Source organism: Brevibacillus fluminis (assembly GCF_003710825.1).
GTDB classification, from domain to species: Bacteria; Bacillota; Bacilli; order Brevibacillales; family Brevibacillaceae; genus Brevibacillus_D; species Brevibacillus_D fluminis.
The window spans coordinates 1-16,635 of sequence record NZ_RHHQ01000008.1; the positions used below are offsets into that span (position 1 = coordinate 1).

The 16,635-nt window shown below is 50.5% G+C and carries 18 protein-coding genes and 4 tRNA genes; 6 read left to right on the plus strand and 16 right to left on the minus strand.

From position 1 onward, the window contains the following. Positions 1 to 187 precede the first annotated feature (187 nt). The 4 genes from EDM56_RS09460 to EDM56_RS09475 form a co-directional block, all read right to left on the minus strand. A tRNA-Pro gene (locus tag EDM56_RS09460) sits at positions 188 to 264 on the minus strand. Between the two features lie 31 nt (positions 265 to 295). Then, positions 296 to 372 (minus strand) — tRNA-Arg (locus EDM56_RS09465). Positions 373 to 375: 3 nt separating this feature from the next. Beyond that, positions 376 to 451: transfer RNA gene (locus EDM56_RS09470), tRNA-Gly, on the minus strand. Positions 452 to 458: 7 nt separating this feature from the next. Continuing rightward, positions 459 to 535: transfer RNA gene (locus EDM56_RS09475), tRNA-Glu, on the minus strand. A 287-nt stretch (positions 536 to 822) separates the two neighbouring features. Between EDM56_RS09475 and EDM56_RS31455 the strand changes: the two genes are divergently transcribed. Then, a complete protein-coding gene (locus EDM56_RS31455; protein WP_183192372.1) occupies positions 823 to 993 on the plus strand; it encodes a hypothetical protein in 171 nt (56 codons plus the stop codon). 84 nt (positions 994 to 1,077) lie between these two features. Here EDM56_RS31455 and EDM56_RS09480 read toward each other — a convergent pair whose 3' ends face one another. Both EDM56_RS09480 and hrpB read right to left on the minus strand, forming a co-directional pair. Continuing rightward, a complete protein-coding gene (locus EDM56_RS09480; protein WP_122917678.1) occupies positions 1,078 to 1,791 on the minus strand; it encodes a 3'-5' exonuclease in 714 nt (237 codons plus the stop codon). Positions 1,792 to 1,871: 80 nt separating this feature from the next. After that, a complete protein-coding gene (hrpB, locus tag EDM56_RS09485; protein WP_122917679.1) occupies positions 1,872 to 4,385 on the minus strand; it encodes an ATP-dependent helicase HrpB in 2,514 nt (837 codons plus the stop codon). Positions 4,386 to 4,564: 179 nt separating this feature from the next. Here hrpB and EDM56_RS09490 point away from each other — a divergent pair, with 179 nt between their 5' ends. Then, a complete protein-coding gene (locus EDM56_RS09490) occupies positions 4,565 to 4,792 on the plus strand; it encodes a hypothetical protein (protein WP_122917680.1) in 228 nt (75 codons plus the stop codon). 181 nt (positions 4,793 to 4,973) lie between these two features. Here the strand turns inward: EDM56_RS09490 and EDM56_RS09495 are convergent, their stop codons facing one another. The 5 genes from EDM56_RS09495 to EDM56_RS09515 form a co-directional block, all read right to left on the minus strand. Further along, on the minus strand, positions 4,974 to 5,195 hold the full coding sequence (locus EDM56_RS09495; protein ID WP_122917681.1) for a transcription initiation factor TFIIIB: 222 nt from the start codon (positions 5,193 to 5,195) through the stop codon (positions 4,974 to 4,976). Positions 5,196 to 5,448: 253 nt separating this feature from the next. Next, positions 5,449 to 6,027, minus strand: a complete 579-nt coding sequence (locus tag EDM56_RS09500) for a TetR/AcrR family transcriptional regulator (protein ID WP_122917682.1) — start codon at positions 6,025 to 6,027, stop codon at positions 5,449 to 5,451. A gap of 19 nt (positions 6,028 to 6,046) precedes the next feature. Beyond that, the gene (locus tag EDM56_RS09505; protein ID WP_122917683.1) at positions 6,047 to 6,763 is read right to left on the minus strand and encodes an MBL fold metallo-hydrolase; all 717 of its coding nucleotides are present in this window, start codon (positions 6,761 to 6,763) and stop codon (positions 6,047 to 6,049) included. A 146-nt stretch (positions 6,764 to 6,909) separates the two neighbouring features. Next, the gene (locus EDM56_RS09510; RefSeq protein ID WP_122917684.1) at positions 6,910 to 7,371 is read right to left on the minus strand and encodes a cupin domain-containing protein; all 462 of its coding nucleotides are present in this window, start codon (positions 7,369 to 7,371) and stop codon (positions 6,910 to 6,912) included. 106 nt (positions 7,372 to 7,477) lie between these two features. Further along, on the minus strand, positions 7,478 to 8,263 hold the full coding sequence (locus EDM56_RS09515) for a GNAT family N-acetyltransferase (RefSeq protein ID WP_183192373.1): 786 nt from the start codon (positions 8,261 to 8,263) through the stop codon (positions 7,478 to 7,480). Between the two features lie 119 nt (positions 8,264 to 8,382). Between EDM56_RS09515 and EDM56_RS09520 the strand changes: the two genes are divergently transcribed. Then, the gene (locus EDM56_RS09520) at positions 8,383 to 8,943 is read left to right on the plus strand and encodes a spore coat protein (protein WP_122917686.1); all 561 of its coding nucleotides are present in this window, start codon (positions 8,383 to 8,385) and stop codon (positions 8,941 to 8,943) included. Positions 8,944 to 8,978: 35 nt separating this feature from the next. On the opposite strand, the gene EDM56_RS09525 is transcribed toward EDM56_RS09520, so the two are convergent. Further along, positions 8,979 to 9,800 carry a MerR family transcriptional regulator gene (locus EDM56_RS09525; protein ID WP_246009355.1) on the minus strand — a complete coding sequence of 274 codons (822 nt, stop codon included), beginning with the start codon at positions 9,798 to 9,800 and terminating at the stop codon, positions 8,979 to 8,981. Between the two features lie 144 nt (positions 9,801 to 9,944). Beyond that, entirely contained in the window at positions 9,945 to 10,316 is a 372-nt protein-coding gene (locus tag EDM56_RS09530) for a DUF2500 domain-containing protein (RefSeq protein ID WP_246009330.1), read from the minus strand. A gap of 347 nt (positions 10,317 to 10,663) precedes the next feature. Here EDM56_RS09530 and EDM56_RS09535 point away from each other — a divergent pair, with 347 nt between their 5' ends. Both EDM56_RS09535 and EDM56_RS09540 read left to right on the plus strand, forming a co-directional pair. Further along, entirely contained in the window at positions 10,664 to 11,215 is a 552-nt protein-coding gene (locus tag EDM56_RS09535) for a TetR/AcrR family transcriptional regulator (RefSeq protein ID WP_122918248.1), read from the plus strand. A gap of 111 nt (positions 11,216 to 11,326) precedes the next feature. Further along, positions 11,327 to 11,749: a DUF5360 family protein gene (locus tag EDM56_RS09540; RefSeq protein WP_122917688.1), complete on the plus strand. Its 423-nt coding sequence runs from the start codon at positions 11,327 to 11,329 to the stop codon at positions 11,747 to 11,749. 103 nt (positions 11,750 to 11,852) lie between these two features. Here the strand turns inward: EDM56_RS09540 and EDM56_RS09545 are convergent, their stop codons facing one another. The 3 genes from EDM56_RS09545 to EDM56_RS09555 form a co-directional block, all read right to left on the minus strand. Beyond that, positions 11,853 to 12,452, minus strand: coding sequence for an undecaprenyl-diphosphatase (locus tag EDM56_RS09545; RefSeq protein ID WP_122917689.1), 600 nt, complete (start codon positions 12,450 to 12,452; stop codon positions 11,853 to 11,855). Between the two features lie 321 nt (positions 12,453 to 12,773). Continuing rightward, on the minus strand, positions 12,774 to 13,223 hold the full coding sequence (locus EDM56_RS09550) for a carboxymuconolactone decarboxylase family protein (protein ID WP_122917690.1): 450 nt from the start codon (positions 13,221 to 13,223) through the stop codon (positions 12,774 to 12,776). Between the two features lie 109 nt (positions 13,224 to 13,332). Continuing rightward, positions 13,333 to 14,229, minus strand: a complete 897-nt coding sequence (locus EDM56_RS09555) for an RNA polymerase sigma-70 factor (RefSeq protein WP_122917691.1) — start codon at positions 14,227 to 14,229, stop codon at positions 13,333 to 13,335. Positions 14,230 to 14,654: 425 nt separating this feature from the next. Between EDM56_RS09555 and EDM56_RS09560 the strand changes: the two genes are divergently transcribed. Next, positions 14,655 to 16,562, plus strand: coding sequence for an N-acetylmuramoyl-L-alanine amidase (locus EDM56_RS09560; RefSeq protein WP_246009331.1), 1,908 nt, complete (start codon positions 14,655 to 14,657; stop codon positions 16,560 to 16,562). Positions 16,563 to 16,635: the final 73 nt, after the last annotated feature.

The following is a 16,635-nucleotide window of genomic DNA, read 5'->3' on the forward strand; positions in this document are numbered from 1 at the left end:
CTGTTCAGTTTTCAAAGAGCATGTCGCAACTTTCCTTTGAAGTGCGGACTCTCAATTTAACATATCGCCGCATTCGTTGTCAAGTTCTTTTTTTAATCAGAGTGAACTTCTAGCACGCTCTCATCTGAGCGGAATGTTACTATAACATCTTTTCACTAGAGTAGTCAATGCCTTTTTAAAAGCTAACTGGTCGGGAAGACAGGATTCGAACCTGCGACCCCTTGGTCCCAAGCCAAGTACTCTACCAAGCTGAGCTACTTCCCGATTTGTTCACTCTATGTAAATCTAGTAAAAATGGCGTGCCCTGAGAGATTCGAACTCCCGACCTTTTGATTCGTAGTCAAACGCTCTATCCAGCTGAGCTAAGGGCACATATGGAGCGGACGAAGGGTCTCGAACCCTCGACCTTCGCCTTGGCAAGGCGACGCTCTACCAATTGAGCTACGTCCGCAAAATGGTGGTGACCCGTAGGGGATTCGAACCCCTGTATGACAGCGTGAAAGGCTGCTGTGTTAAACCGCTTCACCAACGGGCCAACTTATGAAGTCTAGCAATACGTTTTTCTCTATCGCTGACGGTTTTTAATAATAGCAGACGCAAAAATAAAAGTCAATATCAAAATTAAAAAATGAGCGTTCGCTAGGTATTGCATGTTTTCATCAAGCTTTGCGGTACCTCTCTGCTTCTTCAACCATTGGAATAAATACGTAAAAAGAGGGACGCGTGCCTATCCATTTTCGAGCAAAATAGAGCCAACTGCCATCACGGTATCCGTTTCAAATGGATTTACCACGCTTACGAGTAAGGAGGATTCACTCACGTATGAATCTAGAAACAAAACCATCCCCTGAAGAAGAAGTCCTAGAAGACGAGAAGGAAAAAAAGAAGGGGTTTTGGTATGCAGTTGAAAAACTTATAGATATGTGTGATTTCGTCGTGTTCATTTTACGAATGATCGGCAAAGGCATTCGGTTTCTCTTTACGCATCTGTAAAAACGCAACATGCAAGAAAGGCCTCCCATCATCTCCGCGAGAGGCCTTTCTTTTTTCGTATCACGATTACGTCTCTGCCGTAAACTACGACTTGTCTGGGTTGTCCCCGCTTTTCTGGCTATCTTTTTTCCGCGCATGCAAGCAAGGCTGGCACATTTTGCTCTTCAGGCCAAAATCCTTATAGTACTTGTTCTTGCCGCACGATCTGCATGTGATATAGAGCGGACTTGCCATATAATAGTTTTCCGAAGGGGTATTCTGGACGAGCGGCACGTGCTTGTTGTACTTCACCAGCAAATGCGCGGTATGAATCGCATCGACCAACGCCGAATGCAATCTCCCCTCCTGTACGATGCCAGCCGAATCAATCGCATCTTTCAGGCTCATTTGCTTTTTATTGGCCAAAAGCTGGCTGATGGCCGGCTGGATGTCGTTAAAATTGCGCAGCCACTCGAGACTGAATCCGAATCGTGCGCAATGCTCGATCATCAGCTTTTTATCATCAGGCCCCCATGTGCACAGATGATAGTCTCCGTCACCAATCCACTCCAGAAAAGCGTCGAACGCCTTGCGAAACGGGATGAAAGTCGGCATGTCCTCTTTGTTCAGCCCGATAAATTTGCGCGTGCGCTCCGAGATGCGCCGCTGAATCGCCGGAAACGTATAGCGCTGAAACGTGTCCACAGGCATGCCTGCCTTGTCGGTCTCTATTTTCACAGCCCCGATTTCAATGATCTCCGGGATCATGTCTTTCTGGTAGGTCAATGTTGTTTCCAAATCAAATACGATCAATTGCATGCTTGCATTCACATCCTGGCAGTAATACCTCTATTATGACGCGTCTTGCACAGAAAAACCATCCACTGGAAAAGAAAAGGCTAGCTTTTCGGCTTCGCCCGGTTGGTCGGCACCGCGCTGTACGGATCTTCGGGCCAGTAATGCTTGGGATACCGGCCTTTCAAATCCTTTTTCACCTCGAAATACGCATTTTGCCAAAAGCTGGCCAAATCCCGCGTCACCTGAACCGGACGCTGGGCAGGGGAAAGTAGGTGGAGAATAAGCGGAACCTTGCCGCGCATGATGCGGGGCGTATCCTGCTGACCGAACATCTCCTGCAGTCGTACCGACAAAAACGGAGCCGCTGGGTCGCTGTAATCGATCGGGATTCGCGAGCCGCTCGGCACAATCAGATGCGTCGGGGCCAACTCGTCCATTTGGCGCTGCTCATCCCACGTTAGCACCGCTTCCAAAGCCGAAAATAGATTGAGCCGATTCAAATCGGCTGCACTTTTCATCCCGTACAGATGGGGACCGAGCCAGTCTTCGAGCGTGGCTGCGAGCGCCTCATCCGCCATGTCGGGCCAGCTGCCGTCTTGTTGATGCAAAAAGCACAGTCGTTGTTGGAACTGCCGGGAGGCCTTCGTCCATGGCAGTATGTCCACTCCTTCCTCCCAGATCCCGTCAAGCAGCGCTTGCAGCAACTCCTGTGGATCGATGGCAGGCAGCGACACCTCCTTGATCATCAGCGCACCAAGCCGGAGCCGTTTTCGCCCCTGTACGCTCTTTGTCTCGCGATCCCAGCTGACAATCGTCTCTTCCGCAAATTGCTCGCTGCACTCGCGCTGCAAATCTGCAAGCGACACGGGTGCTGCCAAATAGATCCGACTGTCTACCCCCTGATTATCTAGCTCGGCCGCCACAAGATACGCTTCGTTTGTCAAAGGCTGCATACCTTCCAGAACAGCCCCTCGCCCGTTGCGCAGCAAAAAGCGCCCGTTGGTACGCCGCTGGGCAATTCGATCAGGAAAGGCAAACGCAAGCAAAAGCCCGATCACATCACCGCCACCACGCTGCTCTCCCCGGTCCGCTTCTATTGCAAGTGCGCGTTTCCATTCTGCGGCTTCCAGCAAAATACGGCTGATCGCCGCCTCATCAACCACCACATCACGCCCTGACGAATGCCCACCATTCGCAAACGAATGCAACAATTCCATGCGCAGCCGCAAATCGGCATCATGCCCCCGCTGGCCGCGGCGTACAATGTCCCTCTCACCAAGCAGCGCCGCCAGCTCACATGCGAGACTCCCGTGTCCAAGGAGAATGGCCTGCAAAATCATATGGGCAAGGCGCGGCTGTACGCCGAGTTCTGCCATTTTTCGCCCGTGCGGCGTAATTTCCCCTTGATCACCGAGTGCGCCCAGCTGCCGCAGTAGCTCACGCGCCTGGGCAAAAGCTCCGGCAGGCGGCAAGTCGAGCCAGGCAAGCTCGGCCGGATCCGCGATCCCCCACAGCGAAAGCTCCAAAACAAGCGCAGCCAAGTCTGTTTCCAGTATTTCCGGCGTGCTGCGCGCCTGCAAAAAGCGATCCTGCTCCTCGGGCCACAGCCTGTAGCAGACGCCCGGGCAAAGGCGCCCCGCCCGCCCTCTGCGCTGATCGGCAGCAGCTTTGGACACCGGAATCGTCTCCAGCCGCGTCATCCCCGTTCGCGGCGAAAAGCGCGGCACCCGCATCAAACCGCTGTCGATGACGATCCGCACCCCTTCCACCGTCAAGCTCGTTTCGGCGATTGAGGTAGCCAGGACGATTTTTCGCTCCCCTTGTTTGGCAGGCGCAATCGCCCGGTCCTGAGCCTGCGCGGACAAGATGCCGTAAAGCGGAGCGATCCGCAGCCTGCTGTCCGTTAACGCTTCGCCGAGCAGCATTTCCACCCTGCGTATTTCGGCCGCTCCGGGCAAAAAGACGAGCAAATCCCCGCTCTCCTGCTCCCATGCCTCAAGGATTGTACGAACGACAGCTGGTTCAAGCCGCCCTTCAAACGGACGCTTCAAGTACCGCGTCTCCACTGGAAACATGCGCCCGATGCTTTGGATGACAGGTGCCTGACCGAGCAAGGTTGACACAGGCTCTGCCTCCAGCGTGGCCGACATGACCAAAATGCGCAAATCCTCCCGCAGCACATCCCGCGATTGCAGCGTTAGCGCCAGTCCCAAATCGGCATGGAGGCTCCGCTCGTGAAACTCGTCAAAAATAATTAGTCCGACTCCTTCAAGTGCTGGGTCGGTCTGCAGCATACGGGTCAATATTCCTTCGGTGATCACCTCAATGCGTGTTGTAGGACCAACTTTTGTATCCATCCGCACTCGGTATCCTACCGTCTCCCCCACACTCTCGCCAAGCGATGCCGCCATGAAGCTGGCAGCCGAACGCGCAGCCAAACGCCTTGGCTCAAGCAGCAGGATGCGCTGACCGGCAAGCCACGGTTCATCCAGTAGCGCAATCGGAACGCGCGTCGTTTTTCCTGCCCCCGGCTCGGCTGTCAGCACGGCGCTGCGGTGGTCGCGCAACGCTGCTTTTACCTCTGGAACGATCTGATCGACCGGAAATTGTTTCATGCGCTCACACCACTTTCTTACACTCATCCCCAAATTGTAATGAGTTGCGGGCGAAAAAGACAATAGCCGGCAGCAAGCGGCACGAAGGGATTTCTTATAAAAAACGACTGCCTCATCTTGGGGGCAGCCGTTTTTGTTTTCGCAAATAACCCGGTCATCGATGCATAGGAACATGGTCCATGACTCAAACTAGTGGCGAGGTGATTTACTTGGATACATTGGATGTCGTTGCCTACATCAGAGAAACAGAAGAAAAGCTCGAGCATATTCACAGAGCGATCGATGAGCTAAGCCTGAAGTCAGATATGGTCGAGTCTGTGACCGCCCTGCAAGTCGTAGCGAAAGAATATAAACTCCGCATGGAAAAAGCGAAAGACATTCTTAGCGAGCACATCATCGAGGATTGAGGGTGGCTCATTTGTTGAGTTGCCCTCAGTCACGGTATTGTATTGTTTTAGTGAATGTTAACCTCCATACTTTTGAAAATCAAAAGCAGCATCTCGCATGCGATTTAGGAGCTGAATGATTCCTTTGGCTGTATGTTTCCCCAGCGAAAAAAATCCGTTAACATTTTTAGTCTCCTTACGTCTACTCCTTGAATTTTTGCGGTTTGTCTACATAGCTTTCCACAATATAGCCGCACTCCGTACAGATCACGTGGATGATGGAAGCACCGATGCGAAAAAAGCCATCTTGCGGAACTACCGCCGCATATCCGCTTTGCCTCCCTTTGCCCAACTCACGCGACCCACATTTGGGGCACTGCTGTGCTTCTTCTGTTTTTCCTGTCTTTTCTTCCACATTGCCCATCCTTCCTTCTCTTCCCTTTTCCAAGCTAAATCTCGAGATACTGCATGTTTCGTAATTATCCTATTTTCTGGAACATGTCCGGAATTTCCTTCCAGTTAAGTATCGCGAAAATTCCTTCAAATTTCCATCCATTTTTTGTCTCTTCTTTGTAAGACGATAGAACTGAATTTCCGTTACGATTCTCCTACATGCACGCAAAAAAACCATCCGCATGGGGCAGATGGTGCTGTGACGTGCATTTGCTTATCTTTATTTAGCTGCTTCGTCTTTGCAGGGAATGGATTCCCGCAAGAAACGTATCGATCAAAAGGGAAAAGCTGGTATCAAGGTCAAGCGGCAAACCGAATCCGCCGTCTTTTTCCAACAGTGCAAAGCCGTGAAGAAGACTGCGCAGACCCCGGATGGTATGAAGGGCTTCGTCTCCTTGCAAGCCGTACCCTTGTAGCACCCGGACGATCAGCTCGACGATTTTTTCGGCCCGCTGTGCATAGGCGTCATCGCGCTCTTCAGGCGCACGCTGTGTGCATGGATACAAACCTGGATGCGCTCTGGCAAACGAAAGGTAAGCTCGCGCGAACGCAATCACGGCGTCATCGCCGGACACGCCTACCGTTGCTTGCACCAGTCGCTCGTACAGCAGATCCAGCCCGTAGACGGCCAGCTTTTTGCGCAAGCCGCTCAAGCCGTCAACATGGTTATATAGAGATGGAGAGCGAATCTCCAGCTTTTGTGCCAATGCGGCGAGCGTCACTTCCTCCCATCCTTTTGCATCCGCTATTTCTGCGGCAGCCTGCAAAATCGTTGGCAAATCCAACCCCATTCTCGGCGACATGGCGCTCCCTCCTTTTGTATTAGTTGTGCAGCAATTGTTCCGCTTCTTGCACTGACTTCGCGATTTGGGCCATTGGCTGACGAAGCATCTCGCCATGTCCCACGGCAAGCACCGATGGCTGCAGGGCACACAGCTTTTTGGCGCTATCCAGCGCAGCTTGCTTGTTCCAAGTAGCCATCGCGGGGAACGGGAAAAACGGCTGAAGCTTACCTGATACAGCGATTCCACCTCGGAGTTGGAATGCATCGCCCGCGATTAGCACGCGATTACGCGTATCGAGAAACGACATCGAGCCCGGTGTATGCCCCGGTGTCGCCACCGCCAGCAATGATCCCACCCGATCGCCGTCAGCCAGCAACACATCAGGACGGGTCTTGATATTGCCCGGCTTCGGTACCCCGCCGCGGATCGGCGTATTCAGCTCATCCGGATCCAACGTACGGTCGCCAGCTAGCAAGCGGGAATCACGGCTCGAGATCAAGACCGGTACATGCGGTAGCGCCTGCTTCAACGTGTCGAGGGCGCCGATATGATCACCGTGAGCATGCGTCAACACGATTCGCTCAATCGGTTTGCCAATCTGTTCGGCTGCTTGTAAGATAGCGGCTGCACTGTATGGCAAGGCAGCGTCGATCAAGGTCAAACCGTCGTCTTCCTCCACCAAATAGCAATTCACCGGAAAAAATCGAGGCAAAAACGTCACTTGGTACACACTCTGCTCACGGATCATCCGCATGGGAAAGTCCCCTCTCGTATCCATAAAACTAATATCGTTAGTTTTATATTAACTAATGCCATTAGCTTTATCAAGCCCTCTATCCAAAAAAAGAAAACATCCGCGAACGCCCCGTTGCTGCGGATGTTTTCCAATGTGGTTACATGCTATGTAAGATTCGGGTCCGAACTCCACCCTACCCGCTGCTCAGTGCCGCTGAATGCCTTTTTCTGGTCACGCAGCAGGTATACGTCTTCATCTGGGTAATAAGCGACATCGCCTTCTTCTTTTGTTCCTACATCCAATATTTCAAGCACGTCTTCACCGGTGTTGATGAACTGATGAGCGATGCCCCTCCCTGCCGGTTTGGCGACGAAGTCCCCTTTTTTCACCGGATATTCCCTGCCGTCGAGCCGGATGATCCCGCTTCCGCAAAGAATCAGAAAGAATTCTTCCTGCCTAGAATGGCTGTGATACTTGACGCTCTTGGCGCCAGGCTGGACCCGGTCGATATTTACATAAATTTTTTCGCTGCCAGCCGCTTCGCCCAAATACAGTGTGCTCAGCACACCAAGCGGATCTTCAATGTGCTCATTCGGCACGTTTCCCAGATTGAAGATTTTGAACATGTTAATAAGCCGATCGCTCCTTTTGAAAATGGAATGTATTCCGACCTGATTGTAGCATGGAATTCTCCCTGCGGATATCCAAGCCAAAGCGGTTATGCCTGCTTCATTACCACGCAATCTCCAAAAACGCGTACGTCTCAACTGTCTCAAAGCCGATTTTTCTGTACATGTGGATCGCTGCCGGATTGTCCGCGAACACGCACAAATACACGTGCGCCGTTTTTTCCAGTGCAACCCGACAAATGTCAGATGTGATTTGCGCACCAAGCCCCTGCTTTCTGTAGGCAGCAGACGTTGCGATATTGCCAAGCTCGACAAACGCCTTATCGAAGGTGTGAAATCCGGCCATAGACACAAGCGCCCCTGTGTCGTCAAATAACCCGAGATGCGGCATCGCGGCAAGCTCTTCATCGCGGAACGTCATCAAGCTAGCTTCTCGTGACAGCCGATTCACTTCCACTAAATCTGCCGCCTCCAGTACGCGAGAGCGACCAGGTGGCAGCAGCAGATCCGTCCGCTGCAGTTTCATCAACTCCAGCTGTCGTATCCCTTTCACCACAGGGAGCTCCAATTGGCGCATTGCAGACTCCGCAACCGTCACTATGCCATCGAGCGGTTGTGTAGGCTCAAAACCTAATTCCGCTTTAAACACCTGTAAAATAGCTGCCACCGACCGCTTGCTATCCCCAAAGGCACGGAACGTAAACGCATGAAACGGCAACCCTTGGAGATAAGAGCCAAGCAAGCTGACCCTTTCTCCCTCATGTTCAACAAGGTAGATGCAGCGCTCATTGCGCACATGTATATTCGAATACAAAATAAAATCTGATTCTATTGTCAGCTCGCGATCCAGCCGGTCGACGGTTTCGAGCTTTTGGATTACTGCCGGCATTGCTGCTCCTCCCTCATTTTCACTTCTGTCAAAAAGTATGGTCATACACAAAATCAAATTGTGCCGCGATGTACATAAATCAACCTTCTTTGATCATCAGACAAGGAGTGACAGCGTCAGTGAAACTTGGAATTCATGAAGCCTGTGAATTAAACGAACTATTGATGAGTTGTACCAATTCCATTAATTCAATGGCTGTATTCAGCGAACAGGCACAGGATCAAGAATTAAAGGATATGATCCTCCGCCACTTCTCCGTCCATGTTCAGGATTACAATATGAAAGTCGAATTTGCAACACAACAGTCCGGTTCCACCGACCAGTTGAATATCCCTCCCCTTCAAACGTTACCCATCACACCAGCACAAATTCAACCGGTTCAGCCACAGGTCAAGCGAAATAATCTGGACGATCGCTCTATTGCTACTTCTTACCTTTTGACATTGAAGCGTGCTGGTCGCGAATATGCTTGGGGCGCTTTTGAATGTACGGTTCCCCAACTCCGTTCATTCCTTGAGGATGCATTTAAAATGTGTTCACACCAAGCCTATGAAGTATGGGCATTCATGGTCAAAAAAGGATGGTATCCAGCAATTACCGCCCCACAAGAGGCGATGCAGGCAATGGGGCAAATTTATCAAAAAGTCCAAATCCACGAGCCAATGGCTGTTCACAGCTAACATGCATCCCCCCGATTTTTTGAGAATTGGGGGGATCAGTTTTCGCCATCATGCCTTCCCCTTGTACGGAACATAATACTGCACATCTGCTTGATGAACGCCCGTTCTTCATCGCTGAGCTTATAAATCGCCGGTTTTTGCTCGTCTGGCAGGCGGTTGAAACCCTCCCAAGACTTTTTCATTCCTGCCAAAATTTCCGGGTCTCCCTGTGAACGCCGCTCGTTCAGCTCCGTTAAAAATGTTGCCAGCTTTTGCGCCTCCGGATCGGCAGGATTCGCTCCTTCAGCAACCAGTCTTCTCAGCTCTGTACGAAAAAATTCGTATTCTTCGTGAAACGACTTTGCGCTGTCTTGCGTGCCTTGGGCCCGCAGCCTTTGCCAGGCTTCCGGAGAATACGCTTCTTCTACCAATCCTCTCATCGTTTGGCGCTGCTCCGGCGTCAAATAGTTGTTGATCCAGTCCGACTTCATTTCCATTTGAATCACCTCCATGATCGTGACGATCGCTTCGAAATCGTGCGGTTCCGCGTTTTGCAGCAGATGCTCCGCTTTATCCATCGCCCTGATGACGGTATCGAGCTGCGCCCGTTTTGCAAGCATCAGCTTTTTTTGCTGTGACAGTCTGTCCGCCAGTTGGGTCGGCCCGTTATGAAGGAACGCTTTGATTTCCGCGAGCGAAAAGCCGAGGAATTTTAACACGAGGATATGCTGCAGCCGGGGAAAATCCTCATCCGTATAGAGCCGATAGCCCGACTCGCTGTAGTCGGATGGAGACAGCAGCCCGACTTTATCGTAATAGCGCAGCGTACGGGAAGAGACTTTGGCCATCTCCGCAAATTGACTCGTCGTATACACCATCTTGTCCACAATGCCCACCGCTCAAGAGGAAGTATAAAGGTTGACGCCGCGTCAGGCTCAACTTCTTTTTTTCTCTATTACGATTGTGAGAAAAAGAGCGATTCATCTGTCACCTCGTGACACCGAATCGCCCTCCATCCGCCGCTACATCAATCGCCTTTGCAGCCCTTTATATCGCGTCCCCTGGTAGGTCAGCAGGCCCGTGTCGTTTTCAATCAGCATGCCATATTCCTTGCCGGAGACTGCGAACTCCCTGCGCTCCTGATTTTCGAATTGAAAAGTAATGTAATAGTGCGTAGTCACACTGGTATTATTCCCGCCCGATGTGCTGGTGCGCTTGCCAATCACCGTAGCTGTAACCGTTTCAACCGGTGAAGCGTTGTTCGACATCCACTGCGCAACCCCTTTTAAAATGGTGAACGCAATCACCGCAATGATGATCCCGGCAACTAGAAGAAACCACCACGGCGGTCCAAAAAAGTCATCGTGGAAAAAAAGTCCTCCTTGGTCAATCACTGTATCCTTCAACTCCCCTTTTTCTATGTAATACGAACTAACGAGCAGGAATGTTTCGACAAATATGCCACAGCGCTCCTTGCCGTTCCTCGACTTTTGCCGAATTTTCCGTTGAAGTTTCCGTGTATTTTTTCCATTCTCTAATCTGTTTCAAAAAAATGTATATTACGCTTAAAGCGTTATGTTCAACTCCTCTTTCATCCCCCACCACGTCTATGGGGGATCTTTTTATGGGGCGGGGAGACAATCCAGCCACTTGACAACAGTTTGATTTTGGAAATAAGATCATGTATAAAACATGGAAAACCAAATATTTTTTTATGTTTTCCACAAAAGGAGCACGCTACATGAAAGAAAGGGTATTGGCTTTTGCCCGCCAAGAGATCCACAGGACTGGCTATCGTTTTACAATGAACGAGCTTGCAAAGCAGTTAGGAATGAGCACAAAAACGATCTATGAATGGTATCCTTCCAAAGATGCACTGATCGACGATATTGTGCAATGTGCGATCGATGAACTAAAGATAAAGGAAGCTGAACTTGCAGCTGATGTTACCTTACATCCGCTTGAAAAGCTTAAAAAGGCGCTGGTTCTGATTCCGCAAGACTTTCAATTGTTTGATCTCAGACGCTTAAATGAGCTTCAACGTTACTATCCTGAGATTTGGAAAAAGGTTGATCAATTGATTACAGAACAATGGGATGGTGTCCTTCGAATCATCAATGAAGGAATATCCACTGGCACAATGCGTCCTTTTCATTCCGATCTGTTTATCGAGCTATATATCGGTGGTTTATATCGTTTAATGGAGCAATCGTCTAAAGGCAAAATGAATAAGACGCTTGGCGAAGCATTGGATGAAATGGTCGACATTTTATTGAATGGAATCGTGAAGTGAAAGGTCCGGGGCGGTAGGTAAAGTATTGTCAATTTTGCTCATTGTTCTTGGTGTTATCGGCCTTAACCTGGTCGGGGAATCGCATAAAAATTTAGGTAAGGAGGTATCAAGATGAGCAGATCTTTAAAAGGGATGTTCTTGTTTACCGATATCGGATTTGTCATTTACTGGGTTATCACTTACTTTGAGCTTATCCCTAAAGCGTATTTGTATCAGGATTATAAAAATAGTTTGCTGGTCGCCTGGAACTGGTCCTTCTTCCCTCTGGATATGTTTATTTCAATGACGGGAATGATCAGTCTGTACATGCATCGGAAAATGGATGACAGATGGCGCCATGCTGCCTTAATCTCTCTGATTCTGACATTTTGTTCAGGACTACAGGCCATTGTATTTTGGGTAATCAGACTTGATTTTGATCCGGCATGGTGGATTCCCAATTTGTTTCTTTTGCTCTATCCCCTTTTCTTTATTCGCTCTGTGCTGAGTGGAAGCAAACACATTGGGCAGCATGGTCAGTATGAGCTTTTTTAAGAAGAGCAAGTTATGAAATTGAAAAAAACGGGTGCCGTTTTCACACAGCATACCCGTTTTTTCTCACTGTTCGCTCTTTGGAATTTTTTGCTGCCCTCGCTGCTTACAGCGCCCTGCCTTTCGCTTTCACAGGCCAAAACCGCTTTTCTACGTTTTCATAAACTGCCAGCAACCCTGCGACTGCCGAGAGCTTGGGCACAATCCGGTATGCCGCCAGCGCAGAAACAGTCCCGATCAGAGCGCCAGCCGCAATATCTCCAGGATAATGCACACCTACCCACACACGGGAGACTGCGACACAGCACGCGACAACGAGCCATAGCCACCCTTCCTTTTTGCGGACGAGCCCATACGAGACGCACACGGAAAAAAAGAGCAGCGAATGATCGCTTGGAAACGAATTGTCTACGCCATGGGGGATAAGCTGGTTGACGTGCGGCAGCGCCGCGAATGGCTGGGGATGGGAAACGAAATGCCCAGCCAGCAGGCCGAGCAGCTCGGCTATACCGAATGACACCACAGCCGAAATCACCATCAGTCTGTTTTGCTTCGTTCTCGTAAACCAATACAGCACCATGCTTAGTGCCAATACATACGCCATCTGCTCCGCGAAAAAGACAAAGACCGCATTCAACGCAGGGTGTCCGTTCGCCAGATCGTTGATGGCTCGAAATAACGTGATATTAAACGATGAAACATCCATTGTCTGTACCTCCTGAAAAGCTATCTCATGCAAATCGAAAAGTAGCTGCTTTTCAATAGCTAACTGTAATCCAGCCCGACATATTTGAAAAATCGATTTCCCTTACAAAAGCTTCACATAACCTTACATTATTGTAAGGTAAGGAAACGAATCTCTCCCATGGAAGGTCCGGAAGACATCGCTCAGGCTGTGCCTTTTTGATGAGTTACCCTTACTCGACCGGAACCGTTTTGACGGTGGATGGCGGCGTGCTGCTCACATAAAAAAAGAAGACCAGCCTGCTAACGGCTGGTCTTGGCATTTGCAGCGAAACTCGCTACTTTACTTTTCATCGATCGGCGGGAGCTTGCGCGTTGACACGGCAATCCGGTTCCACGCATTGATCGTTACGATTTGCATGATGATTTCCGCGGTTTGCTTTTCATCGAAATACCGGCGCACTTCTTCATACACGTCATCAGGCACATGCGTTTGGGCGAGCAGTGTGACCGCATCGGTCAAGCCGAGCACAGCGCGTTCCTCCGGACTATAGAACGGGGACTCCTGCCATGCGTTCAACCCGTAAATGCGCTGCTCCGTTTCGCCCATACTCCGGGCTTCCTTCGTATGCATGTCGATGCAAAACGCGCAGCCGTTCAGCTGTGACGCCCGGATTTTGATCAGCTCGCGGAGCGATTTGCTGATGCTCGTATTCATCACGTACTGCTCCAAACCGATCATCGCGCGATACCCTTCCGGACTTACTTTACCCATATCGAATCTTGTTTGCATGTCATGATCCTCCCTTACGCCAATCGGCTATGATTTATCCTGCTTTCATCGATTAAGACAACTGAGCAAAGGATTTGTGACAAGAAACGCGAAAAAATTATTTTTCTTTTTATAAAGTAGCGCCGTCTTGCAATTTGTCCGGGTTGAACACCGCATAAATGCGTGTAACCTGCCCCGTCGCTTCATCAAAGCCGAACGACCAGACGGCGGCTGGCGAACCATCCCGCTGGACTATGAGCCCCGGCTGTCCGTTGACCTGCACGGGACGAATGCCTTTGGAAAAAGAGCCTTTGGCGTTGATTCCCGCCAAAAACGCAGACACCCTCTCGATGCCAATGAGCGGCCGCAGCGCCGCTTTGACCTTCCCGCCGCCATCGGAGATAAACGCGACCTGGTCGGAGAGAAGCGCCACAACTTCTGCGATCTGCCCGGTTTGCAGCAAATCCCCAAAGCGCTGCACAATGTCCTCTTGCTGCGGATGTCTTGCGTTCTGAGCCTGCCCCCGCTTCATTTTCTGCCGCGCGCGGCTGCAGATTTTCCGGCAGTTTTCTGCTGATTTGGCGACGATTTCGGCGATTTCCTCATATTCGTAGCCGAACGCTTCCCTAAGCACAAAGCTGACCCGCTCAATGGGAGAGAGCTGATCCAGCATGACCAGGTACGCATACGAAATATCTTCCTGCTGCTCTAGCCGTTGCAGCGGTTCGTTTCCTTCGAGGGCATAGAGCGGTTCGGGCAGCCATGGCCCCACGTACAGCTCCCTTTGCTTTTTCGCCGATTTCAACAGATTCAAGCAGCGGTTGGTTACGGCCCTGCTCAAAAACGCCTTCATGTTGTCAACCTGTCCCCGATCGACCGCCTGCAGCGAAACAAACACATCCTGCACGATATCTTCCGCCTCCGAACGGGTCCCCAGCAAACGGTAGGCGATGGAAAACAGCAGCGGCCAATACATTTTGTACAGCTGCTCCATGTCTGTTTGCGGCATCTCCTCGAACTTTTGCATCTATCTCACAATCCTTTTTGCAAAATGTGGCAACCACTCAATTGAAACAGATGTTCCTATTGAAGTAAACATATATGAATGAAGTTAAGAGAGCAAGCACTCGGTAAATATAAATTTTACAATTCAAAATAAAATAAATATTGAAATAATATCCAATTGTGTTATCGTAACAATATTACATATTAACAACAACACACAAGAAATTTTATGCCTCTCCATAACGTTCGCTGCTTTATGTAATCGGATGCCTTGTGGAATGAGCAAGCATCTTCGTTACTGAAACCCAGCAACAAGAAATTCGGCCCGCCAGCCGTTTCTTTGTTGCTGGGTTTTTCATTCGTTTCAGCGAGAGGAAAAGGAGGGGATACGCCGTTTCGCGCTGTTTGTAGCAAGAGAATGATTGCCAAATCGAGGAGGAGATGCCAGTGAAACGCAAGCAAGTCAAAAATTTGATCATTCCGTTCGCGATTTCCAGCCTGCTTGTAGGTGGAATCGTTCCTTTCGAGAACTACGCTCCCCTTGTTCCCCCTTCCATCGCTTTTGCCGAGGAGAACGATTCCTCCATGCAGACCGCATTTGAAGAAGCTGCCAAAGAGTTTGGCGTGCCGGTCAGCATCCTCATGTCCGTCTCCTACAATATCACCAACTGGGAGCATCATGATGGACAGCCGAGCTTTTCTGGCGGATACGGCGTGATGCACCTGACCGATCTTGCTGATAAGGAGGATGGGGAGCAGCACACTAACGTACACAAACCGAGCCGCACAACAGCTGCCGAACAGCCTCAGGACCATACGCTGAAAGAAGCGGCCGATCTGCTGGGGCTCGAACCGGACGAATTGAGGCAAGATCCTGTACAAAACATACGTGGTGCCGCTGCCTTGTTGGCCCAATACGCAAAAGACACGGTCGGTTCGCTCCCGGAAGATGAGGAAGACTGGTACGGTGCCGTCGCCAAATACAGCGGTTCCGACAATGAGAGCGATGCGCTTTCATTTGCTGACCAAGTCTACCAAACCATCAATGACGGTGCAGAACGCGTCACCTCAGACGGCGAGGAGATTGTGCTTGCGCCAAAACACGTCAAGCCGAACCTGAAAACCGCCGAGAGCCTGCATTTTGCCAACAAGGATGCGGCTTCATCGCGACGCGCAGACTGCCCGCGCGCATGGGGCTGCGATTATTACGAGGCGCCATACGTGCAGCTGAGCGATGATCCGGGCGACTACTCCAATTACGATCTGTCCAACCGACCGGAAAGCGGCCCCGACATCCGCTACATTGTCATCCACGACACAGAAGTCGACTACGACGGGACGATCAAAATCTTTCAAGACCCGCAATCGTTCGTTTCCACCCAATATGTCATCCGCTCCAAAGACGGGCATATCGCACAGACGCTGGAAAATAAAAATGTAGGCTGGCATGCCGGCAACTGGTATTTCAACAGCCATTCCATCGGCTTGGAGCACGAAGGCTTTGCCATGGAAGGTGCTAGCTGGTACACCGAGGTCATGTACCGCAATTCCGCCAAGCTGGTTCGCTATTTGGGCAAAAAATACAAGATTCCGCTCGACCGCAACCACATTCTCGGACATGACGAAATGCCTGGCTTAACCCCGACGAACCAATCCAAAATGCATGAGGACCCCGGCCCGTTCTGGGATTGGGCGCACTATATGGAGCTGATCAACGAGCCAATCAAGCCTGCAAAAGGCAATAGCAATATCGTCACGATCAAACCCGACTTCAAGACAAACCGTCCGAAAGTTTCCGACGTCAAAAAGCAATCGACCAATTTTGTTTATTTGCACACGGAGCCTGATGCTACCTCCCCACTGATCGTCGACCCTGCGATCAAAGCGGGTCGCGACGAATATGACGGGCTGAACTGGGGCAACAAAGCCGCCACCGGCAGAAGCTACTATCTCGCGGATCATAAGGGCAGCTGGGATGCAATTTGGTACGGCGGGCAAAAAGCATGGTTCTATAATCCGCAGAAAAAGAACACGGTCGCGGGCAAAGGAATTTTGGTGACGCCGAAAGAAGGCCTGGATTCGATTTCGGTATACGGGCATGCGTTCCCGGACCCGGACGATTATCCGGAAGGGGTGCCGCAGCGCACCAGCGTCCCGCTGCAGTACACGATCGAAAAAGGACAGGTGTATGTCGCGGCTGAAAAAGTGAAGAGCAACATTTTCGTAGCGCCCGTCTACGTTACTGACCCGGACGAAAACGTCATGGTGTATGGCAAAGAAGAGTATTACGAGATCAACTTCAACCACCGCGTCGGCTTCGTTCGCGCCTCTGATGTCGATGTGATCAAGAAATAACCAGCACGCCTGTTTGGAATATCAGTTATGGTCAGTACGAGAAAGGACAGTCGCTCAATGGCTGTCCTTTTTA